Below are 20,387 nucleotides of genomic sequence, written 5' to 3' on the forward strand. Positions count from 1 at the left end.
AGCAACCAAGATGAAGCATTGCCTCGTCGTTGACGATTCCAGCGTGATCCGCAAGGTCGCCCGTCGGATCCTGGAGGATCTTTCCTTCGAGATTTCCGAGGCGGAGAACGGCCTGCAGGCTCTCGAGTCCTGCCGCAAGCGGATGCCCGACGCCATCCTTCTCGACTGGAACATGCCGGAGATGGACGGTCTGGAATTCCTGCTCTCGCTCCGCAAGGAAGAGGGCGGAGAACAGCCCATCGTGGTGTTCTGCACCACCGAGAACGACGTCGCCCATATCACCAAGGCGATCCGGGCCGGTGCCAACGAGTACATCATGAAGCCCTTCGACAAGGACATCGTGGAAGCGAAGTTCCAGGAAGCTGGTCTGCTCTAACCCGTGGGGCCCTTGAAATGATCGTGCAGTCAACGGCGCGCGCCCCGGGTGGTGCGGCAATGACGGATCGTGTCCGCGTGATGGTTGTCGACGACTCCGTCGTCATTCGCGGCCTGCTGAGCCGCTGGGTCGAGGAAGACCCGGCGCTGCAGCTCGTCGCCTCGCATCGCAACGGCCGTCTTGCCGTCGAGGATATCGGGCGCAGCGACCCGGATGTGGTCGTGCTCGACATCGAGATGCCGGAAATGGACGGCCTCACCGCGCTTCCGCTCATGCTGAAGCAGAAGCGCGACCTGATCGTGGTCATGGCCTCGACGCTGACCCGCCGCAACGCGGAAGTGAGCCTCAAGGCCCTGTCGCTGGGCGCGCAGGACTATGTTCCCAAGCCCGAGAGCACGAGCCAGGTTTCCACGTCCGTCGATTTTCGCCGTGAACTGATCGAGAAGGTCAAGGCGCTCGGCGCGCGCAAGGTGCGCGCTCGCTCGCCGAACCGGACGATGCGCGCCGCGACGGCCGCCGGCCAGACGGCTTCCATGACGCCGGTCTCGAGCACGGCCGCCGCGCGTCAGGGCTATACCCGGCTTGCCGCCCAGCCCTCGGCCGCCGCCGCGGCGGGCATCGCGACGCGTCCGTTCTCCTCGGTGCGTCCGCGCGTCGTGGCGATCGGCTCGTCCACCGGCGGTCCCCAGGCGCTGCAGCAGGTCTTCACGGATCTGCGTGATGCCATCAAGGACGTTCCGGTGGTGGTCACGCAGCACATGCCGCCCACCTTCACGGCCATCCTGGCGGAGCATATCGCCAAGTCCTCCGGCCGCCCGGCGAAAGAGGCGGACAACGGCGAGGTGCTGAAGCCCGGCCATATCTACGTGGCCCCGGGCGGGCTGCACATGATTGTCGAGAAGGAAGGCGGACAGGCCGTTGCGCGCCTTCAGGACACAGCGCCGGTCAACTTCTGCAAGCCCGCCGTCGATCCGCTGTTCGACAGCGTTGCGAAGGTCTTCGGCTCGGCAACGCTTGCGGTCGTTCTCACCGGCATGGGCCATGACGGGGCCGCGGGCGTGCGCACCGTCGCCGCGGCGGGGGGAAGCGTCCTCGCCCAGGACGAGGCCACCAGCGTTGTCTGGGGCATGCCCGGTGCCGCTGCACACACCGGCCAGTGCAGCGACATCCTGCCGATCTCGCGGATCGGTTCCAAGATTGCCGGCTTGCTGAGTGGAGGCTCCAGGTGATTGCGTCCCAATTCGAGTATCTGCGGCAGTTCCTGAAGACCCAGTCGGGCCTCGTGATCACGGCCGAGAAGCAGTACCTGGTGGAGAGCCGCCTGCTTCCGGTCGCGCGCAGGCACGGGCTGGCCAGCCTTGCGGATCTGGTCACGACGATGCAGCGCCCCGGCGCCAGCAAGCTCGCCAGCGACGTGATCGAGGCGATGACGACGAACGAGTCGTTCTTCTTCCGCGACACCACGCCGTTCGCCCATTTCCGCGAAGTGATGGTGCCGGCCATGCTCAAGGCCCGCGCCGACCGGCGCGCGGTGCGCATCTGGTGTGCCGCCGCCTCCACCGGCCAGGAACCCTATTCGCTCGCCATCTGCCTGAAGGAAATGGCGTCCAAGGTCGCGGGTTTCCGCTTCGAGATCCTTGGCACGGACCTTTCCAACGAGGTTCTCGACAAGGCGAAGAACGGCATCTACAGCCAGTTCGAGGTTCAGCGCGGCCTGCCGATCCAGATGCTCGTGAAGTATTTCACCCAGAAGGGGGATCTCTGGCAGATCAATCCGGAAATCCGCTCGATGGTGCAGTGGCGCAAGCTGAACCTGCTGGAGAACTTCTCGTCGCTGGGCACGTTCGACATCGTGTTCTGCCGCAACGTGCTGATCTATTTCGACCAGCCGACGAAGATCGACGTGCTGCAGCGCATGTCGCGGCAGATGACGCCGGACTCCTATCTGGTGCTGGGCGCGGCGGAAACGGTCGTCGGGCTGACCGACTCCTTCCGTCCGGTTCCCGACCTGCGCGGCCTCTACCAGCCGGCGGCGGCTGCCGCTGCGGCGCCGCGACCGCGCTTCCAGGCCGCGGTCGGCTGAGGCCGGAGACAGCCTGCTTCCCCGCATGATCCGCATGAGGGCCCCTCCGCAAGGTGGGGCCCTTTTTCGTGCCGGAGGGAACACGGGGCACATGCCCTGGCACGATCCTCAGTCGCGAGGGGCGGCGAGGGCCGCGTGAAGGGCGCGGCCGGCCTCGCGCACATGATCCTCCAGCAGGGCAACCGCCCGGGGAACGTCGCGGTCGCGACAGGCGGCAAGAAGTGCGCGATGTTCGGCGTGGGAACGCGGGGCGTAGTCCAGCCGTCCGATCGCCATGCGCAGGTAGCGGTCGGCGGCATCGTTCAGCAGGCCGACATGCGCAAGCAGGCGGGGCCGCTCGCTGGCCTCGTAAAGCGTCAGGTGAAACGCCTTGTTGAGATCGCCGAAAGCGGCGAGCGGCGCTGTTTCCAGCTCGTCCTGGATCGCGGCGGCGGCATCGATCCGCCGGTTCGACAGGTTGGGGATCGCATGGCGCAGGGCCATCGCCTCGGCCATCACGCGCATCTCGTGGATCTCGGCGAGATCGCGCAGATCGATGGGCGCGACCATCGCGCCGCGATTGCGCACCAGTTCGACGAAACCCTCGGCCTGCAGCAGGCGCAGCGCCTCGCGCACGGGCATCCGGCTGGTGCCGAACTCGGTCGCGAGCTGCTCCTGGCGCAGCGGCACGCCGGGCGCGAGGGCGCCGCGCACGATGCGCTCGCGCAGGTGCGAGGCAATGCGCCGGGCCTGGTCCGATCCGCCGGCCCCATCCTGTCGGGAGGACATGCTGCTCATGAGGACGTTTCCGCTCCCGCGTCGAGAGCCGGCTCCCTGCATCCGCCTCCCTGCATCGTGCGGCGGGATCCGTGCCGGCCGGCTGGTTTGACAAGTCTGGTGCCATTTCGTATGCAGAATTGCAAATTGGATCCAATATGGAGAATTGGATGACGGTCTCGCGATTGCAACACATACCGGGGATCAATGTCGACCGGATGGGAAATGCGGCTGATGCGCTCGGCGACCCCTCGATCCTCCGCCTGGAGAACCTCGACACGGACATTCCACCGCCTGCGGCCGCACTGAGGGCAACGCGGGAGGCTGTCGGCGCGGACAATGCCAACAGCTACCTGCCCTTTCTCGGTCAGCACGCCCTTCGCAGGGCGGCGGTCGCCCGGATTTCGGCCGACACGGGCGTCTCCCTCGACCCGGAGCGGAACTGCATCGTGTCCGCCGGCGGGCTAAGCGGGGTTCTCAACACGCTGCTCGCCATCCTGGAGCCCGGCGACGAGGTCATCATCACCGACCCGGCCTATGCGGGGCTCCTGAACCGGATACGGCTTGCTGGCGGAGTGCCGAAACTGGTGCCGCTGACGATCGTCGACGGTGGGTGGCGGCTCGATCTCGAGGCGCTGGCAAGGGCACGCGGCCCGAGGACGCGGGCGGTGCTGACCATGAGCCCGTCGATGCCATCGGGTATCGTTCACACGCGGGAGGAATGGGAGGCGATCTGCACGCTGGTGCGTGAGAGCGACGCCTGGCTCGTGCATGACGCGGCCATGGAGCGGATCCTCTACACGCGGCAGGGCGTGCTGCATCCGCTGCAGTTCGAGGGCATGGCCGAATGCACGGTGACGGTCGGCAGTGTCTCGAAGGAATACCGCATGATCGGCTGGCGGGTCGGCTGGATCGTGGGGCCCGAGCGGATCATGAACGACATCGGCCTCGTCAGCCTGACCAATGTCGTCTGCCAGGTGGGCATTGCCATGCCGGGGGCCGCGGCCGCATTGACCGACCCCGACGACGGGGTCGAGGAGGCGGTGGCGACCTGGCGCGGGCGGCGCGATCTCATCCTGGACGAGCTTGCCGACCTGCCGGTGGTGCGTCCCGATGGCGGCTGGTCCCTTCTGCTGGACACGCAGGCGATGGGGATCGCGCCGGAAAAGGCATCCGCGCTTCTGCTCGAGCGGGGCGGCATCGCGGCGACGGCCATGACCGGATGGGGCGAGAAGGACCAGGCCGGGCGGTTCCTGCGCTTCGTCTTCGCCAACGAACCGGTGGAACGGCTCGTCGGCCTGCGCGAGCGCCTGCGCAGGGCCTGGGGAACCTGACGAGCGAAACCGGCTTCGGCTCCTGAAATGACAAACGGCCCCGCAAGGCGGGGCCGTCGGCCGTTTCTCAAGCGTGGCAACCGGCGGGGATCAGCCGTGCCGTGCGAGATCCCTCAGCGTCCGCACGCTGGCGCGCGGACGTCCCGTGCTCGTTCGGCGCGGTTGATCAGGCGGCCTTTTCCTCGGGCTCGCGCAGCACGTAGCCACGGCCCCAGACCGTCTCGATGTAATTCTTCCCGGCGGTCGCCGCTGCAAGCTTCTTGCGCAGCTTGCAGATGAAGACGTCGATGATCTTCAGTTCGGGCTCGTCCATGCCGCCGTAGAGATGATTCAGGAACATCTCCTTGGTGAGCGTCGTGCCCTTGCGCAGGGAGAGGAGTTCCAGCATCTGGTACTCCTTGCCGGTCAGGTGCACACGCTGGCCGGAAACCTCGACGGTCTTGGTGTCGAGATTGACGACCAGATCGCCGGTCGTGATGACCGACTGGGCATGGCCCTTGGACCGGCGCACGATCGCATGGATCCGCGCCACAAGCTCGTCCTTGTGGAACGGCTTGGTCATGTAATCATCCGCACCGAAACCGAGGCCGCGAACCTTGTCCTCGATGCCGGCGAGGCCGGACAGGATCAGGATCGGGGTCTTCACCTTCGACACGCGCAGGGTCCTGAGAACCTCGTACCCCGACATGTCGGGAAGGTTCAGGTCCAGCATGATGATGTCGTAGTCGTAGAGTTTGCCGAGGTCGATACCTTCCTCGCCAAGATCCGTCGTGTAGACGTTGAAGTTCTCGGACTTCAACATCAGCTCGATGCTCTGCGCCGTAGCGCTGTCATCCTCGATCAACAGGACACGCATACCAATCCCCTATGTTTGCCTATCCTGGGCAAGCCGCGCCGGCCAAAACGCCATCCGGTGCGAAGGACTGCGGGTTAACCTCGACTCATGGTGTGAGACAATGGTTAACAAATTCTGATTCACACCTGCAAGCTCCGATAAGGCCAGATTGGAACTCTTTTCCAACAATCTGAAAAACCTGAGGAAATCCTGTCCATTCAAGCTTCAGATTTCACATTAACAAGCCGCCGTAAACGACTCACGTGACTCAACCTCTACGCCGAAGCGGATCCCACGATGGCTCACCATCCGGAAGTCCTGTCATTAACTTTAACCAAACTCGTAAAGGATAGGTTACCGTAGGGCCGATTTCGCAAGCCCGTCTTAAGGGAGTGTTGAGGAGACGATGGAGCCGCTGTTCGCCGAACTCGAAGCGCTGATGTCCTCGGAGATCTACGGTCGTGTGGTCTCCGTGCAGGGCCTGCTCGTCGAAGTGGCGGGGCCGGTGCACGAGATGAGCGTGGGCGCGGTGCTGGCCGTGGAGAGCGGGGAAAGCGGTCCGCCGGTGCCGGCCGAGGTGGTCGGCTTCCGTGACGGCCGCGCGCTGTGCATGCCCTTCGCCGGACTGGAGGGCGTACGCATGGGGTGCCGTGCCGTGCTTGCCGCGCGCGAGAGTCTCGCGCATCCGTGCGACGGCTGGCTCGGGCGCGTGGTCAATGCCATGGGCGAGCCGATCGACGGGCGCGGGCCGCTTCCCATCGGCGGGGCCGCCAGGCGCCTGCGCTCGACACCGCCGCCGGCGAGCGAGCGCGGACGCGTCGGCCCGCCGCTCGACCTCGGCATCCGCGCGCTCAACACCTTCGTGACCTGCTGCGAGGGGCAGCGCATGGGTATCTTCGCCGGATCCGGCGTCGGCAAGTCGGTGCTCATGTCGATGATCGCGCGCAACATGGCCGCCGACGTCGCCGTCATCGGCCTCATCGGCGAGCGCGGGCGCGAGGTGCAGGAATTCATCGAGGACGACCTGGGCGAGGAGGGGCTGGCGCGCTCCGTCGTGGTGGTCGCGACCTCGGACGAGAGCGTGCTGATGCGCCGGCAGGCGGCCTATCTCTCCATGACGGTGGCCGAGCATTTCCGCGACTCGGGCAAGAACGTCATGTGCATGATGGACTCGGTGACCCGCTTCGCCATGGCCCAGCGGGAGATCGGGCTGTCGATCGGCGAGCCGCCGACCTCCAAGGGATACACGCCCACGGTCTTCACAGAACTGCCGCGCCTTCTGGAGCGCGCGGGACCGGGCAGGGGCGGCGTCGGCACCATCACGGGGCTCTTTACCGTTCTGGTTGAGGGCGACAACCACAACGAACCGGTGGCCGACGCGGTACGCGGCATTCTCGACGGGCACATCGTCATGGAGCGGGCGATCGCGGAACGGGGTCGCTATCCGGCCATCAACGTGCTCAAATCGGTCTCGCGCACCATGCCGCGCTGCGTTCCCGAGGAGGCGCTGCCGGCGTTGAGGCGCGCCAAGGCGCTGATGGCGACCTATTCGGACATGGAGGAACTCATCCGCCTGGGGGCCTACCGGCGCGGATCGGACCCCACGGTCGACGAGGCGATCCTGCGCCACGACGCGCTGGAAACCTTCCTCGGACAGGGCAAGGGCGAACGGACATCGCTCGATGAGGGGTATCGTTCGCTTGCCAACCTTTTGGAAATGACTCTCGCCTAGGATGCAATCCGGCAGAGGGAGTGTTGAGTAATGAAGTCGCGTGAGAGTCTCATTCGCCTGAAGCAGTTCCAGGTCGACGAACGTCGCCGGCAACTGGCGCAGATCGAATCGATGGTCGACGAGTTCAAGCGCATGGCGAAGGAACTGGACGACCAGATCGTTGCCGAGCAGCAGCGCGTCGGAATCACGGACGTCGGCCATTTCGCCTATCCGACTTTCGCCAAGGCCGCCGCCCAGCGGCGCGACAACCTCATGAATTCCGCCGAGGAGCTCAATGGCCAGCTCGAGGCGGCACGCGAGGACCTGCGCGCCGCGCTCGAGGAACTCAAGAAGTTCGAGCTTCTGGAAGAGCGCGACCAGATCCGCGAGCGCAACGAGCGCGACGCGGCGGAGCAGGACGAGATGGACGAGATTGCCGGACGGCGCCAGGCCTGAGGCCGCGCCGCCCGACACACGCCGTGATCCAAATGCCGTAATCCACATTCCAGGGCCCGCCATGCGGGCCTTTTCTTTTGTGCAGGTTTGTTTTGCGAAACGGGCGCCCGCATGGGATAGCAGCGCCCATGTGGACGATCCGAGACGCCGTGGCCGGCGAGGCCGACATTGCAATCGACATCTGGCGCCGTGCCGTACGGGCGACGCATGATTTTCTGGCACCCGGGGATTTTGCCGAGATCGAGGAAATGGTGCGCGACTTCCTGCCGGAGGTGCCGCTGACGCTTGCCGTCGACGGCGAGGGGCGCATTGCCGGATTCATGGTTCTGAGCGAGGGGCACCTCGACGCGCTGTTCATCGACCCTCGCGCTCACGGGCAGGGCGCCGGCCGGGCACTGATCGCCCACGCGCTGGCGCGTTTTCCCGGTCTCGTCGCCGACGTCAACGAACAGAACGCGGGCGCGGTCGCCTTTTACCGGCGGCTCGGCTTTGCCGTCACCGGACGGTCTGAACGTGATGACCAGGGGCGGCCCTATCCGCTGCTGCATCTCGCTTTCGGGAATCCGGTCCCGGCAGGGGAGGCCTGAGCCATGCGCCGTGTCGTGCTTGCCCTGCTGCTGCCGGCCGCCACCGCCTGTTTCGTGCTGGGGCTGACGTTGCCGCTCCTGGAACTGGAGCGCCTGCTGGTGCTCACGGACCGGCCGAGCCTCCTGCAACTGGTCACGGGACTGTGGACCGACGGCGAGCAGCTGCTCGCGGGGGCCGTTGCGCTCTTTTCCGTTGTGTTTCCCATGGCCAAGCTGGCCGCGTTGCACGTGGCCGTCGTGGCGGGCACGCCGGGACGAAGCCTGCAGATGCTCGGCGCGCTCGGCAAATGGTCGATGATGGACGTGATGCTGGTGGCGCTGGTGATCTTCGCCGCCAAGACCAGCGGGTTGGCCACCGCGATCACCCAGCCGGGGCTGCTCTTCTACGCGGGCGCGGTCGTCCTGAGCGCGCTGGCGGCGGTGCTTGCCCGGCGCTGACGCCGCGCGAAACGGGGCATCAGTTGGCCACCGGTGCCTCGGGGTCGGTCGCGGAGCGTGCGATGGCAGCGGAGGCGGCTGTGCGCTGCTTGCGGAAGGCTTCCAGCCAGCGGGTCGCCTGACTTTCGGGAAGGCGCAGGTTGCGGCATCGCAGGTGGGCGAGGGCGAGGAACACCTGGTCGCCCAGGTCCGCGCGCAGGCAAAGCGCGATAAGCTCGTCCACGCCGGCCTGGAAGATCGCCGTCTGCACCGTCTTCACCGGTGTGTTTGCCGCGCGTGCGATGAGCTGGAGCGCGTCGTTGACGCGCCCTTCCAGCAAAACCACGAGGATCATGGCGCCGAGCCGGTAGGTGCCCGCTTCCACAAGCTTCCACAGGTCGTCCACCCCGGAGGTTTCCAGGAAGACGTTGTGGCGCTGGCGCAGCTCCTGGCGAACGCGGTCGGGGGTGACGATGTCGCTCGGGTCCGTGCCCGCCCGCACCGCCTCGAGCCGCACGCGGGTGTGCGCGTTGACGTGGGGAATGAGCCACTCGCAGATCAGCGGCGTGAGGTCGTGACGTTCCGAGATGGTGTCTCGGAGCGGCGCGTCGGAAAGCGCGCGCTTGGCAAGCGTGCGCAGTGCCCAGTCGGACAGGGGACAGCGGGTGTTGCCGGCAATGGTGCGCCAGACCATCGTGCCGCCCTTTTCCACCAGCGTGTCGGCGACGCGGCCGGGCATCTCCGTGCGCCGTGCCATGGCCACGAGGTGGGACTGGGGCATTCGCCGGGCGAGCTTGAGGAGATCCCGCTCGCTCAGGCTCGGGCTCATCTCGAGCATGGGGGTCGCGATCTCGATATGATCGCTCGCCAGCCGGTAGGCGATGGCGTTCGGCGTGTCCTGCCAGGGCGCCATGCGACGGGACAACCGGGCACGCTCCTCCGCGTTGCTGCCGTCGAGAAGGCGCATGATGATGTCGCAATAGAGCTCGAGCTCGGCCGGGGTATGCTGCCCGACACGGTCGAGAAACAGGTCCGCGACGCGCTGCAGCAGGCGGCAGCGTGCCTCGGGGGCCGGATTCTTCGCGAGGGTCAGCAATGCATTGAGCATCGAAAGCCTTCTGCTGGGGGTGCCGCAGCCTTCTGCTGGAGGTGCCTTGATTTTTGCACCGGCGTGTTACCAAGGTGTTGAAGTGCGGTCTCGGATTGTCTGAACGTTGCGTTTCGCAATATCGCGAGCCCGGTTGACGGAGCGGCTCAGTTCGATAGGTAGAGGATGGACCCCTCGCGTCCGGCACCCCCCGTTGGCCGGACCGGTTGCCCGACAGGTACGGTGTTCCGGCCACCCGGGCGACTTTCCCAACCGGAGTTCCCATGCGTCGAATCGGCCTCAGCGTTTTCGTCACTTCCCTCCTCATGCTGCTCATGCTTGCGGTTCCGCTTTCCGGGCACGCCCAGGAAAGTTCTTCGCCCCAGGGTGTCGCGGAGACAGGAACGCAAGGGGGCGCGCAAGGCGATGATGCCCGGGCGCTGATCCAGCTCTTGCAGGATCCGGGAGCGCGTCAGGCGCTGATCGACTACCTCCAGCGCGGTGAGGGTGCCGGCGGGAATACGACCCCCGCTGCCGGGGAGAACCAGGGCGCGAGTGCTCCGGCGCCCGCCCCTGCCCAAGCACCCGCGCAGGCGCCCTCGGATGCTCCGGCCCCGGATGCCGCGGCGGAGGCCACCGCCTCCGGCGAGGCAGTGGCCGAATCGCGCGAGGCGAGCCCCATCGCGTTGAGGATCGCGGAGGCCACGCAGCATCTGATCCTCGAGGGCCAGGGCTACGCGGAGCGGATCCTGCGTGCCTTCACATCGCTGCCTGCCGCGCTGTCCTACTCCAGCCGCGCCAACTGGGACCTGATCTCCGGGGTGCTGATGCAGATCGCGTTCATCGGCGCCGCGCTTCTGGTCAGCGTCTATGTCCTGCGCCGGCTGGCGGACCGGCTTTTCGCCCGGATCATCGGAGACGGACAGAGCATCACGGTCGTGCGTCGCGCATTCCTTCTGCTTCTGCGCGCCGCGATCGAGGTTCTCGTCGTGGCGATCGCCATCGGCGTCGGCTACGGCATCGCCATGGCGGGCGGCCCGATGAGCGGACAGGTCGAATTGTTCGAGTCCCTCATTCTCAACGCGTTCTTCATCGTGCAGGTGGCCAAGGTCGCGACCCGCTTCGCGCTCAGCCCGCGCTTCGGGGCGTTGCGGCTGGTGCCGCTCGACGACGTGCAGGCACGCTACTGGCGCCGCTGGCTCTTCGCCATCTATGACCTTCTGGGGTACGGCGTGATGGTCGCGGTGCCGGTGATCTCCCGCTACATCTCGTTCCTGCTCGCCGATTCCGTGCGCATGATGGTCGTGCTGCTTGCGGTCGCGGTCGCGATCTTCGCGGTGATGCGCAACCGCATCGCGACCCGCGACCGGATCCTGGCCTATGCGGAGCGCCAGACGAACGTCGTGTCCAGCGGGCTCGTTGAGATCGCCGCGCGGACCTGGCACCTGGTCGCCATCTTCTACGTGTTGCTGCTTCTCGGCGTCTGGCTGTCGCGCCCCGTCGATGCGACGGCCTTCATGGTTCGCGCCACCGTGTTCTCGGTGCTCGCGATCATGATCGGCACGATGGTGTCGCTGGCGCTGACACGGGCGATCAAGGACGGCGTGCATCTTCCCGACAGCATTCACCAGCGCCTGCCGCTGCTGGAGCGCCGGGTGAACACCTTCGTGCCGCGCGCGCTCACGCTCCTGCGCTTCGTGGTGTTCATCGGTGTCCTGATCGGCATCCTTCAGGCCTGGGGCGCGGTGGACGTGGTGTCCTGGTTCGGGACCGGGGACGGACAGGACTGGATCGGCCGGCTTGCCTCGGCGCTGATCGTGGTCTTCGTCGGGTTCCTGATCTGGCTCGCCATCATGTCCTGGGTGGACCTGCGGATGAATCCGCGCGGGCGTGCGCCGACGTCGCGCGAGAAGACCCTGTTCGGCCTGTTCCGCAACGCCTTCACCATCCTGTTGGTGGTGATGATCGCGCTGCTGGCGCTGTCCGAGCTCGGCGTGAACATCGGCCCGCTCATCGCCGGTGCCGGTGTCTTCGGTCTGGCGATTTCCTTCGGCTCGCAGAAGCTGGTGCAGGACATCATCACCGGTGCCTTCATCCAGGTCGAGAACGCCATGAACGAGGGTGACGTGGTCACGCTCGGTGGCGTGACCGGCACGGTGGAGAAGCTGACGATCCGCTCCGTGCGCCTGCGCGATCTCGATGGCGCGGCGCACATGATCCCGTTCTCGACCGTGGACCGGGTGACCAACTTCATGCGCGGCTACGCCTATCACGTGGCGGCCATCGGCGTTGCCTACGACAGCGACATCACCGAGGTGAAGATGGCGATGCACGTGGCGTTCGACCGTCTCAAGGAGAGCGAGGCGGGCCTCGACATTCTCGAGCCTCTGGAAATGCATGGTGTCACGGTGTTCGGCGACAGCGCCATCACGGTGCGCGCGCGCATCAAGACCAAGCCGGGCTCGCAGTGGGCGATCGGGCGCGCCTACAATGAGTTCGTCAAGGCGGTCTTCGACGAGCGCGATATCGAGATCCCGTTCCCGCAGGTCACATACCACTCGGCGACGCCGCCCCAGGCGGTGCCCGGCAACGTGGCCGTCTCCGTTTCCGAGCCCGACACGGGAGAGGATGACGGGAAGGCCGCGGGCAAGCTTGCCGCGCCGGAGGACGCAGGTCGCGAGGACGAGGTCGAGGAGGCCACTTCCGACCCGGACATTTCCGGCGACATCAAGCGCGCGCGTGCCGCGCGGCGCAAGAAGAGACCGGACATGCCGAGCGGGGATGAGGTCTGAGACAGTTCTCGGGCCCGGTTCAGCCGGGCCCGTTTTCTGTTTTCGATACCTGGGCAAGGCTGGCCGCCCGAAGCTGAAGCGCGGCCATGAGGTCGTCGGCGCGTGCACGGGCGAGCACCGGATCTCCACCCGCCACGGCCTGCATCAGCACGGTGTGATCGTTCGCGGCCGCCTCCAGGTCCTGTCGCCCGAAGTGACGGAACCAGAAGCGCCGCGAGTGGGTCTGCAGCGGTGCGACGACGCGGGCGGCGAAAGGGTTGTCCGCCGCGCGGGCCACGATCTCGTCGAACAGCTTGTCCTGCCGCAGGAAGCCTTCCGTGTCGCCGGCATTGGCGGTGGCGGCCATGTCGCGCGCGCAGGCGGCCAGACGGGCGCGGGCATCCGGCCCTGCCAGCCGTGCGGCGGCACCGGCCAGAAGTACCTCGAGCGCGTGGCGGGCATCGAGCACGCGGGTGAAGTCACCGGGCTGGAGATCCGTCACCAGGATGCCGAGACGCGGGCGGATGGTGACGAGCCCCTCCCACGCGAGACGCTGGATGGCCTCGCGCACCGGCGTGCGGCCCATGCCGAGCGCGGAGGCCAGCCGGCTTTCGGTGATCGCCTCGCCGGGGGCGAGACGGAGGGTCACGATCCGCTCTTCCAACTGGCGATAGGCGACCGCGGCAAGGCTTTCCTCCTCGCCCTGCGTTGGCGGCGGAGGCATGGCGGCGCCAAGCCGGCGTGCCCGCGATCCGTCCTGAGCGGTGTTCCTGTCCTGCGTCATGTGCCGCGTTCCGTTTCCCGGGCCCCGGGTCTCTGTGAGTGCTCTCTGATATATCACACGTTGACACGTGGGAAGCGCGATGGAATAGTTTCCCTCATCTGATATATCACGACGAGCGAGAGGTGGATCATGTGGCAGGGGATCTTTCCCGCGGTGACGACGAAGTTCACCGCCGGGGACACGCTCGACATCGCCGAGATGGAGCGCTGCTTCGCCCTGCAGGTGGAGGCCGGGGTCGACGGGTTGATCGTATGCGGCTCGCTTGGCGAGGCGATGGCGCTCGAGCCGGACGAGAAGATCGAGATCCTCAAGACGGCAAAGCGCGTGGCGGGCCGGCGTCCGGTGCTGATGACCGTTTGCGAGAGCGCCACGCGACGCGCCGCGCGGGCGGCGGAGGCGGCTGCGGCGGCCGGTGCCGACGGTCTCATGGTGCTGCCGGGCGTGCCCTACCGCTCCGCCCCGCACGAGACCGTGCCGCATCTGCTCACCGTCACGCGCGCGGCGGGGCTGCCGGTGATGATCTACAACAACCCGGTCGCCTATGGCGTCGACGTGACGCTCGACATGTTCGAGATGCTGGCCGCCGAGCCGCTGGTCGTGGCGATGAAGGAATCGACCGACGACATCCGCAGGGTCACGGATGTGATCTCGCGCTTCGGGGACCGGTTCGACGTGTTCACCGGGGTCGACAACCTCGCGCTGGAAAGCCTGATGATGGGGGCGACCGGCTGGGTCGCCGGGCTGGTCGTGGCCTTTCCGCGCGAAACGGTGGCGATCTGGCGCCTGTTCCGCGCGGGCCGCATCGAGGAGGCGCGCGAGATCTATCGCTGGTTCCGCCCCTTGCTCGATCTCGACGTGTCGACCAACCTCGTCCAGAACATCAAGCGGGCCGAGGTGCATGCGATCGGGTCGAACGACCGCTGCCGCGCGCCGCGACTGCCGCTTGCGGGGCCCGAGGCGGAGCGGGTGGACGCGATCATCAAGGCCGCGCTGGGCGTGCGGCCGGCCCTTCCCGCAATCTGAGACGAACGAACACTTCGGGGAACGACATGAGCGGCAGAGCCGACGACGCCAGGATGCGGGTCGTCATACTGGGGGCGGGCATCGTGGGGCTCGCGAGCGCGGTGCGCCTGCTTGGCGAGGGCCATGAGGTCACGCTGGTCGAGCGCGACGAGCCGGGGGCCGCGACCTCGCGCGGCAATGCCGCCGGCATCGCCTGGACGGATGTCGCCCCGCTCGCCTCGCCAGGCATCTGGCGCAAGGCGCCCGGCTGGCTGCTCGACCCGCTCGGGCCGCTGTCCCTGCGCCTGTCGCACCTGCCCGCCTTCCTGCCCTGGATGACCCGTTTTCTCGCGGCTTCGCGTCCGTCCGTTTGGCGGTCCTCGATCAGTGCCATCGCGGCGCTCAACGCGCTTGCGCTGCCCGCCTGGGAGCGTATGTGGAGCGAGACGGGCACCGGGCACAGGGTGCGCCGGGAAGGGTGTCTCGACGTGTTCGACAAGCCCGGCGAGGTGGCGGCCGCCCGGCCCGGCTGGGACCTGCAGCGCGAATACGGCATCGAGGTCGTGGAGATGACCGGCGCGGCGATGCGCGACATGGAGCCGGACCTGGGGCCGGGCATTGCCGGCGGCGCCTTCATTCCCGGGTGGTCGCATGTGGATGATCCCTTCGAGCTTGCCCGCGATCTGGCCGGACACGCGCGGGCGCGGGGCGCGCGGTTCGTTCAGGCCCAGGCGGAGGACCTCGTGCCGAACGAAGGCGGCGTGACGGTTCGCCTTGCCGATGGCGAAACGCTTGCGGCGGAGAAGGTCGTCGTCGCCTGCGGGGCCTGGTCGCGCAAGCTGACGCGCGCGCTCGGGGAGGACGTGCCGCTCGACACCGAGCGCGGCTACAACATCACGGTGCCGGAGCCGGGGGTCTCGTTCCGCCGGTTCATCATGCTCGCGGGATACGGTTTCGTGCTTTCGCCCATCGCGCCGGGCCTGCGCATTGGCGGGGCGGTCGAGTTCGCCGGACTGGAGGCGGCGCCCAACTGGAAGCGGGTCGATGCGCTGGTCGCGCGGGCCGGACGGGTGGTGCCCGGCCTGCGGGCCGGGGAGGGGACGCGCTGGATGGGCTTCCGCCCGTCGTTGCCCGACAGCCTGCCGGTGATCTCCGTGAGCGGACGGACACCCCATGTGATCCACGCCTTCGGCCATGCCCATCACGGGCTGACACAGGCGGCGGCGACGGGCGAGATCGTTGCCGGCCTGATCGCCGGGCGTCCGGCCCCGATCGACCTCTCCCCCTATTCCATCGGGCGGTTCTGAGCCGCGCATCCCGGAGGCACGCCGATGGCGCGGCACACGTTCTTCTGCATCGACGGTCACACCTGCGGCAATCCGGTCCGCCTCGTGGCCGGCGGCGGGCCGCTCCTGTCCGGAGACAGCATGCTCGCGCGCCGGGCGGATTTTCTCGCCCGCTTCGACTGGATCCGCACCGGGCTCATGTTCGAGCCGCGGGGCCACGACATGATGTCGGGGGCGATCCTCTATCCGCCGACGCGGCCCGACTGCGATATCGGCGTGCTCTACATCGAGACGACGGGCTGCCTGCCCATGTGCGGCCACGGCACCATCGGCACGGTGACCATGGCCATCGAGGAAGGGCTTCTGGTGCCCGCCACCCCGGGGCTCGCGCGGCTGGAAACGCCGGCGGGGCTGGTGACGGCCGAATACGCGATGGAGGACGGTTTCGTCACCTCCGTGAAGCTCACCAACGTGCCGGCCTTCCTTGCGGCCAGGGATCTCGAGATCGATTGCCCCGAGCTTGGACGGCTCACGCTCGATGTCGCCTATGGCGGAAATTTCTACGCGATCATCGAGCCCCAGGAGAATTTCCCCGGCGTGGGCGCCATCGACATCGACCGGCTGGTGGCGATTAGTCCGGGCCTGCGCGCGCGTCTCAACGAGACCTTCGAGATGGTGCACCCGGAGGACGCGCGCATTCGCGGCATCACCCACATCCAGTGGACGGGACCGGCGACGCAGCCGGGCGCGCACGCGCGTAACGCGGTCTTTTACGGCGACAGGGCCATCGACCGCAGCCCCTGCGGGACCGGAACATCGGCCCGGCTGGCCCAGTTGCACGGACGCGGCAAGCTTCGCCCGGGCGACAGTTTCGTGCATGAAAGCGTGATCGGCTCACTCTTCACCGGCGGCATCCGGGGCGAGACCGAGGTCGCGGGAAAACCCGCGATCATCCCCACCATCGAGGGCTGGGCGGTGAAGACCGGAACCTCGACCATCACGCTCGACGAGCGTGATCCCTACATGGCCGGCTTCTCGGTGACGGGAACCGGCGTCAGGCTGCATCCGCGCCCGCAAAAGGGGTGAAAAGGCGGGTGCCAATGAGCGGCGTTAGCGGATAGACAGGAAGCGAACGAAACGGGAATCGCTTCATGGACTGGTCTCCGCAACAGGAGCAGGCGCTCGCAGAGGTGGCGCGCTGGCTCAAGACCCGCGACAAGCAGGTGTTCCGCCTGTTCGGCTATGCCGGAACGGGCAAGACGACGCTGGCACGGCATCTCGCGGAAGGGATCGACGGGGAGGTCGCCTTCGGCGCCTTCACCGGCAAGGCCGCGCATGTCCTGCGCCAGAAGGGGTGCGACGGGGCGACCACAATCCATGCCATGATCTACCGACCGCGCGGGCGCAAGGACGAGGCGGAAGACGAGGAGGAGGGCGAACTGTCCTTCTCGCTCAACCGGGAGAGCGTTGCCGCCAAGGCCTCGCTCATCGTCATCGACGAATGCTCCATGGTGGACGAGGACCTTGGCCGCGATCTCCTGTCCTTCGGCACGCCGGTCCTGGTTCTCGGCGATCCGGCGCAGCTTCCCCCGGTGAAGGGCGGAGGTTTCTTCACCGAGGCCGAGCCCGACATCATGCTGTCCGAGGTGCACCGGCAGGCGCGTGACAATCCGATCGTGCACATGTCCATGGTGATCCGCGAGGGCGGTGACCTGGAGCGCGGCACCTATGGCGACAGCCGCATCATCTCGCGCCGCGAGATCGACGCGGACTCCATCCTGGCCGCCGACCAGGTGCTTGTCGGCACCAACCGCACGCGCCGGCTCTACAACGGCCGCATCCGCGAGCTGAAGGGCTTCACCACGCCGATGCCGGCGGTGGGCGACAAGCTCGTCTGCCTCAGGAACGACAAGTCCAAGGGACTGCTCAACGGCGGGCTGTGGACGGTCAAGCGGCTGCGTCCGTCGCGCGGCAACACGCTGCGCTTCGACATCCTTCCCGAGGAGGAGGCGCGAGCGAAGACGGTGGCCGTCAAGGTGCTGCCGGCGCTGTTCGAGGAAGGCGCCGAGCAGATCCCATATGCCATGCGCCGGCGCTCCGACGAGTTCGACTACGGCTACGCGCTGACCGTGCACAAGGCACAGGGCTCCCAGTGGGACGACCTGGTGCTCTTCGACGAGAGCTTCGCCTTCCGCGAGTTCCGCGACCGCTGGCTCTATACGGCGGTGACGCGCGCGGCCAAGACCATCACCGTGGTGCGCTGAGACAGGCGGCCGGCCGACGAGGTTTCGCCCCGTTTGTCAGCAAGGCTGTCGGGAGAGCCTGTGGGCAAGCGGCGGCAGGTGGTGGCGTGCGCCCGGGACGCGGCGTATGAGCCTTGAGCAACGACAATGACCAGAGTGACAAGCGGGTTTTCCGGGCCATGAGCGAGACGAGCGAGATCCACAGCGACACGGGCGCCGGCGCCCCTCCGGCCAGGGCATCGAAACTGCCTGCCGACGTGAGCGCCCGCATTGCAAGGCGCATCGCGGAGGAGCTTTCGTGCCGGCCCGAACAGGTCAGCGCCACGGTGGAGCTTCTGGACGGCGGCGCGACGGTTCCCTTCGTGGCGCGCTACCGCAAGGAGGTGACGGGCGGGCTCGACGACACCCAGCTTCGCACGCTCGAGGAACGTCTCACCTACCTTCGCGAGCTAGAGGAGCGCCGTGTCGCCATCGCGAAGTCGATCGACGAGCAGGGCAAGCTCGACCCGGAGCTTGCCGGCAAGATCCTGGCCGCGGACACCAAGGCGCAGCTAGAGGATCTCTATCTGCCGTTCAAGAAGAAGCGGCGCACCAAGGCCCAGATCGCACGCGAGGCGGGGCTGGAGCCGCTGGCCGACTTGCTTCTCGCGGATCCCTCCCGCGACCCGAACACGGAAGCCGCCGGTTTCGTCGACGCGGTGAAAGGCGTGGCCGATGCCAAGGCGGCGCTCGACGGCGCGCGCCAGATCCTCATGGAGCGTTTCGCCGAGGATGCGGCCCTCGTGGGGCGGCTGCGCGATCACCTGTCGCGAAACGGCGTCGTGCGTTCGCGCGTGGTCGAGGGACAGGAGACGGCGGGTGCCAAGTTCTCGGACTATTTCGACTACCGCGAGGCGCTGAAGGACGTGCCGAGCCACCGGGCGCTCGCCCTGCTGCGCGGACGCAACGAGGGCGTTCTGGCGCTGGAGCTTGCCGTTGACGAGGACGATCCCGCGCCGGTCAAGCCGGTGGAGCGGATGGTGATGCACGCTGCGGGCATCGAGGACCAGGGGCGGCCCGCCGACCGCTGGCTTGCCGAATGCGCGCGCTGGGCCTGGCGGGTGAAGCTGTCGCTGCATCTGGAGCTCGACCTCATGAACGGCCTGCGCGAGCGGGCCGAGGACGAGGCGATCCATGTGTTCGCCCGCAATCTCAAGGACCTGCTTCTTGCCGCGCCCGCCGGTCACAAGGCCGTTCTGGGCCTCGATCCCGGCATCCGCACCGGCGTCAAGGTCGCGGTGGTGGACGAGACCGGCAAGCTGCTGGAAACAGCCACGGTCTATCCCTATCCGCCGCGCAACGATGTCGCCGGCACGCGGGCCGCCCTCATGGCGCTGATCGCCCGGCACAAGGTGGCGCTGATCGCCATCGGCAACGGAACCGCGAGCCGCGAGACCGACCGTCTCGTTCTCGACATGCTGGGCGACATCCCGCCGGCGGCGCGACCGGTGAAGGTCGTCGTCAACGAGGCGGGCGCCTCGATTTACTCGGCAAGCGCGCTTGCCGCGCGCGAATTCCCCGACGTGGACGTCTCGCTGCGCGGCGCGATCTCCATCGCGCGCCGGCTGCAGGACCCGCTTGCGGAGCTCGTGAAGATCGAGCCCAAGTCCATCGGTGTCGGCCAGTACCAGCACGACGTGAACCAGACCAAGCTCGCCCGCGCGCTCGATGCGGTGGTCGAGGATGCGGTGAACGCGGTCGGCGTCGATCTCAACACGGCTTCCGCGCCGTTGCTCGCGCGGGTTTCGGGCCTGACGTCCGGGCTTGCCGACGCGATTGTCGCGCACCGCGATGCGCAGGGCGCCTACCGCTCGCGCAAGGACCTGCTTCAGGTCGCCCGGCTGGGGCCCAAGGCGTTCGAGCAGTGCGCCGGCTTCCTGCGCATCCCGGGTGGGGACAATCCGCTCGACGCCTCGTCCGTGCACCCGGAAGCCTATCCGGTCGCCCGCCGCATCGTGGAAGCCTGCGGGCGTCCGCTCGCCGAGGTGATGGGCAACGGGTCGCTACTGAAATCGGTGGATGCGTCGCGGTTCGTTGACGACATCTTCGGCCTGCCGACCGTGCGCGACATTCTCCTGGAGCTGGAAAAGCCCGGCCGCGATCCGCGCCCGGAGTTCAAGACCGCGAAGCTCACCGACGGCGTGGAAACCATGGCGGACCTGAAGCCCGGCATGGCGCTGGAGGGAACCGTCACCAACGTCACCAATTTCGGCGCGTTCGTGGATATCGGCGTGCATCAGGACGGTCTGGTCCACGTGTCGCAGATCGCCGACCGTTTCGTGCGCGATCCGGCCGAGGTGGTGAAGGCGGGCGACATCGTGCGCGTGCGCGTGCTCGAGGTGGACATGCCGCGCAAGCGTATCGCGCTCACCATGCGCAAGGATGGCGGTGCGGCGGGTGAAAGCCACCAGTCACGCGGTGCAGGCGGTCAGCGGCCGGGCGGACCAGGCAACGGCGGCCCGAAGGGCGCCCCGGCCCCGCGCAACGGGCCAGCGCCGAAGGGAAGCGGCCCGAAAGGGGGCGCGACGCGGAAGGGCGGATCGTCGGGTGACGGCGGCAACAACGCCATGGCGGCGGCGCTTGCCGCCGCGCTCAACAAGAAGAAGTGACCAGGTCCCGT

Annotated in this window: 18 protein-coding genes; 14 read left to right on the forward strand and 4 right to left on the reverse strand. The window is 67.5% G+C overall.

Annotated features, from left to right (window positions below; genetic code table 11):
* The first annotated feature begins 10 nt into the window (after positions 1-10).
* Genes ACYX4S_RS01035 through ACYX4S_RS01045 form a run of 3 tightly spaced genes read left to right on the forward strand, consistent with a single transcriptional unit; the run spans position 11 to position 2,459 of the window.
* Entirely contained in the window at positions 11-376 is a 366-nt protein-coding gene (locus tag ACYX4S_RS01035; protein WP_422069868.1) for a response regulator, read from the forward strand.
* A gap of 17 nt (positions 377-393) precedes the next feature.
* Positions 394-1,605, forward strand: a complete 1,212-nt coding sequence (locus tag ACYX4S_RS01040) for a protein-glutamate methylesterase/protein-glutamine glutaminase (protein WP_476361546.1) — start codon at positions 394-396, stop codon at positions 1,603-1,605.
* Positions 1,602-2,459 carry a CheR family methyltransferase gene (locus ACYX4S_RS01045; protein WP_422069866.1) on the forward strand — a complete coding sequence of 286 codons (858 nt, stop codon included), beginning with the start codon at positions 1,602-1,604 and terminating at the stop codon, positions 2,457-2,459. Before ACYX4S_RS01040 ends, ACYX4S_RS01045 begins: the two co-directional genes overlap by 4 nt.
* A 108-nt stretch (positions 2,460-2,567) precedes the next feature.
* On the opposite strand, the gene ACYX4S_RS01050 is transcribed toward ACYX4S_RS01045, so the two are convergent.
* Positions 2,568-3,236, reverse strand: a complete 669-nt coding sequence (locus tag ACYX4S_RS01050) for a GntR family transcriptional regulator (RefSeq protein ID WP_422069865.1) — start codon at positions 3,234-3,236, stop codon at positions 2,568-2,570.
* Positions 3,237-3,433: 197 nt separating this feature from the next.
* Here ACYX4S_RS01050 and ACYX4S_RS01055 point away from each other — a divergent pair, with 197 nt between their 5' ends.
* Positions 3,434-4,549: a pyridoxal phosphate-dependent aminotransferase gene (locus ACYX4S_RS01055; protein ID WP_476361547.1), complete on the forward strand. Its 1,116-nt coding sequence runs from the start codon at positions 3,434-3,436 to the stop codon at positions 4,547-4,549.
* Positions 4,550-4,715: 166 nt separating this feature from the next.
* On the opposite strand, the gene ctrA is transcribed toward ACYX4S_RS01055, so the two are convergent.
* Complete coding sequence (gene ctrA / locus ACYX4S_RS01060; RefSeq protein WP_422069863.1) at positions 4,716-5,405, reverse strand: response regulator transcription factor CtrA; 690 nt, start codon at positions 5,403-5,405, stop codon at positions 4,716-4,718.
* A 385-nt stretch (positions 5,406-5,790) separates the two neighbouring features.
* Between ctrA and fliI the strand changes: the two genes are divergently transcribed.
* The 4 genes from fliI to ACYX4S_RS01080 all read left to right on the forward strand — a co-directional run bounded on the left by fliI (position 5,791) and on the right by ACYX4S_RS01080 (position 8,576).
* Entirely contained in the window at positions 5,791-7,116 is a 1,326-nt protein-coding gene (gene fliI / locus ACYX4S_RS01065) for a flagellar protein export ATPase FliI (protein ID WP_476361548.1), read from the forward strand.
* A 30-nt stretch (positions 7,117-7,146) separates the two neighbouring features.
* Complete coding sequence (fliJ, locus tag ACYX4S_RS01070; protein ID WP_422069861.1) at positions 7,147-7,551, forward strand: flagellar export protein FliJ; 405 nt, start codon at positions 7,147-7,149, stop codon at positions 7,549-7,551.
* A gap of 128 nt (positions 7,552-7,679) precedes the next feature.
* Positions 7,680-8,138 carry an acetyltransferase gene (locus ACYX4S_RS01075; RefSeq protein WP_476361549.1) on the forward strand — a complete coding sequence of 153 codons (459 nt, stop codon included), beginning with the start codon at positions 7,680-7,682 and terminating at the stop codon, positions 8,136-8,138.
* A gap of 3 nt (positions 8,139-8,141) precedes the next feature.
* Positions 8,142-8,576 carry a paraquat-inducible protein A gene (locus ACYX4S_RS01080; protein WP_476361550.1) on the forward strand — a complete coding sequence of 145 codons (435 nt, stop codon included), beginning with the start codon at positions 8,142-8,144 and terminating at the stop codon, positions 8,574-8,576.
* Between the two features lie 19 nt (positions 8,577-8,595).
* Here the strand turns inward: ACYX4S_RS01080 and ACYX4S_RS01085 are convergent, their stop codons facing one another.
* Entirely contained in the window at positions 8,596-9,663 is a 1,068-nt protein-coding gene (locus ACYX4S_RS01085) for a DUF2336 domain-containing protein (protein WP_476361551.1), read from the reverse strand.
* A gap of 263 nt (positions 9,664-9,926) precedes the next feature.
* On the opposite strand from ACYX4S_RS01085, the gene ACYX4S_RS01090 reads away from it, so the two are divergent.
* Positions 9,927-12,434 (forward strand): mechanosensitive ion channel domain-containing protein, encoded by a 2,508-nt coding sequence (locus ACYX4S_RS01090; RefSeq protein WP_476361552.1) that lies wholly within the window; start codon positions 9,927-9,929, stop codon positions 12,432-12,434.
* A gap of 19 nt (positions 12,435-12,453) precedes the next feature.
* Here ACYX4S_RS01090 and ACYX4S_RS01095 read toward each other — a convergent pair whose 3' ends face one another.
* On the reverse strand, positions 12,454-13,197 hold the full coding sequence (locus ACYX4S_RS01095; protein ID WP_476361553.1) for a GntR family transcriptional regulator: 744 nt from the start codon (positions 13,195-13,197) through the stop codon (positions 12,454-12,456).
* A gap of 129 nt (positions 13,198-13,326) precedes the next feature.
* On the opposite strand from ACYX4S_RS01095, the gene ACYX4S_RS01100 reads away from it, so the two are divergent.
* The 5 genes from ACYX4S_RS01100 to ACYX4S_RS01120 all read left to right on the forward strand — a co-directional run bounded on the left by ACYX4S_RS01100 (position 13,327) and on the right by ACYX4S_RS01120 (position 20,376).
* Positions 13,327-14,220 carry a dihydrodipicolinate synthase family protein gene (locus tag ACYX4S_RS01100; RefSeq protein WP_476361554.1) on the forward strand — a complete coding sequence of 298 codons (894 nt, stop codon included), beginning with the start codon at positions 13,327-13,329 and terminating at the stop codon, positions 14,218-14,220.
* Between the two features lie 26 nt (positions 14,221-14,246).
* Positions 14,247-15,506 carry an NAD(P)/FAD-dependent oxidoreductase gene (locus ACYX4S_RS01105; protein ID WP_476361555.1) on the forward strand — a complete coding sequence of 420 codons (1,260 nt, stop codon included), beginning with the start codon at positions 14,247-14,249 and terminating at the stop codon, positions 15,504-15,506.
* Positions 15,507-15,530: 24 nt separating this feature from the next.
* Positions 15,531-16,571: a 4-hydroxyproline epimerase gene (locus ACYX4S_RS01110; RefSeq protein ID WP_476361556.1), complete on the forward strand. Its 1,041-nt coding sequence runs from the start codon at positions 15,531-15,533 to the stop codon at positions 16,569-16,571.
* A gap of 65 nt (positions 16,572-16,636) precedes the next feature.
* Positions 16,637-17,749 (forward strand): ATP-dependent DNA helicase, encoded by a 1,113-nt coding sequence (locus ACYX4S_RS01115; RefSeq protein ID WP_422069852.1) that lies wholly within the window; start codon positions 16,637-16,639, stop codon positions 17,747-17,749.
* 158 nt (positions 17,750-17,907) lie between these two features.
* The gene (locus tag ACYX4S_RS01120) at positions 17,908-20,376 is read left to right on the forward strand and encodes a Tex family protein (RefSeq protein ID WP_476362798.1); all 2,469 of its coding nucleotides are present in this window, start codon (positions 17,908-17,910) and stop codon (positions 20,374-20,376) included.
* Positions 20,377-20,387 lie beyond the last annotated feature (11 nt).

It is taken from the genome of Stappia sp. ABD4_338, from assembly GCF_056312175.1.

Excerpts from the sequence above, each read along its gene's own strand:
- ctrA (WP_422069863.1), bottom strand. The coding sequence starts at position 5,405 with ATGCGTGTCCTGTTGATCGAGGATGACAGCGCTACGGCGCAGAGCATC.
- ACYX4S_RS01075 (WP_476361549.1), top strand. The coding sequence starts at position 7,680 with ATGTGGACGATCCGAGACGCCGTGGCCGGCGAGGCCGACATTGCAATC.
- ACYX4S_RS01035 (WP_422069868.1), top strand. The coding sequence starts at position 11 with ATGAAGCATTGCCTCGTCGTTGACGATTCCAGCGTGATCCGCAAGGTC.
- ACYX4S_RS01095 (WP_476361553.1), bottom strand. The coding sequence starts at position 13,197 with ATGACGCAGGACAGGAACACCGCTCAGGACGGATCGCGGGCACGCCGG.
- ACYX4S_RS01050 (WP_422069865.1), bottom strand. The coding sequence starts at position 3,236 with ATGAGCAGCATGTCCTCCCGACAGGATGGGGCCGGCGGATCGGACCAG.
- ACYX4S_RS01080 (WP_476361550.1), top strand. The coding sequence starts at position 8,142 with ATGCGCCGTGTCGTGCTTGCCCTGCTGCTGCCGGCCGCCACCGCCTGT.
- ACYX4S_RS01115 (WP_422069852.1), top strand. The coding sequence starts at position 16,637 with ATGGACTGGTCTCCGCAACAGGAGCAGGCGCTCGCAGAGGTGGCGCGC.
- fliI (WP_476361548.1), top strand. The coding sequence starts at position 5,791 with ATGGAGCCGCTGTTCGCCGAACTCGAAGCGCTGATGTCCTCGGAGATC.
- ACYX4S_RS01090 (WP_476361552.1), top strand. The coding sequence starts at position 9,927 with ATGCGTCGAATCGGCCTCAGCGTTTTCGTCACTTCCCTCCTCATGCTG.
- ACYX4S_RS01040 (WP_476361546.1), top strand. The coding sequence starts at position 394 with ATGATCGTGCAGTCAACGGCGCGCGCCCCGGGTGGTGCGGCAATGACG.
- ACYX4S_RS01055 (WP_476361547.1), top strand. The coding sequence starts at position 3,434 with ATGGGAAATGCGGCTGATGCGCTCGGCGACCCCTCGATCCTCCGCCTG.
- ACYX4S_RS01085 (WP_476361551.1), bottom strand. The coding sequence starts at position 9,663 with ATGCTCAATGCATTGCTGACCCTCGCGAAGAATCCGGCCCCCGAGGCA.
- ACYX4S_RS01120 (WP_476362798.1), top strand. The coding sequence starts at position 17,908 with ATGAGCGAGACGAGCGAGATCCACAGCGACACGGGCGCCGGCGCCCCT.
- ACYX4S_RS01105 (WP_476361555.1), top strand. The coding sequence starts at position 14,247 with ATGAGCGGCAGAGCCGACGACGCCAGGATGCGGGTCGTCATACTGGGG.
- fliJ (WP_422069861.1), top strand. The coding sequence starts at position 7,147 with ATGAAGTCGCGTGAGAGTCTCATTCGCCTGAAGCAGTTCCAGGTCGAC.
- ACYX4S_RS01110 (WP_476361556.1), top strand. The coding sequence starts at position 15,531 with ATGGCGCGGCACACGTTCTTCTGCATCGACGGTCACACCTGCGGCAAT.
- ACYX4S_RS01100 (WP_476361554.1), top strand. The coding sequence starts at position 13,327 with ATGTGGCAGGGGATCTTTCCCGCGGTGACGACGAAGTTCACCGCCGGG.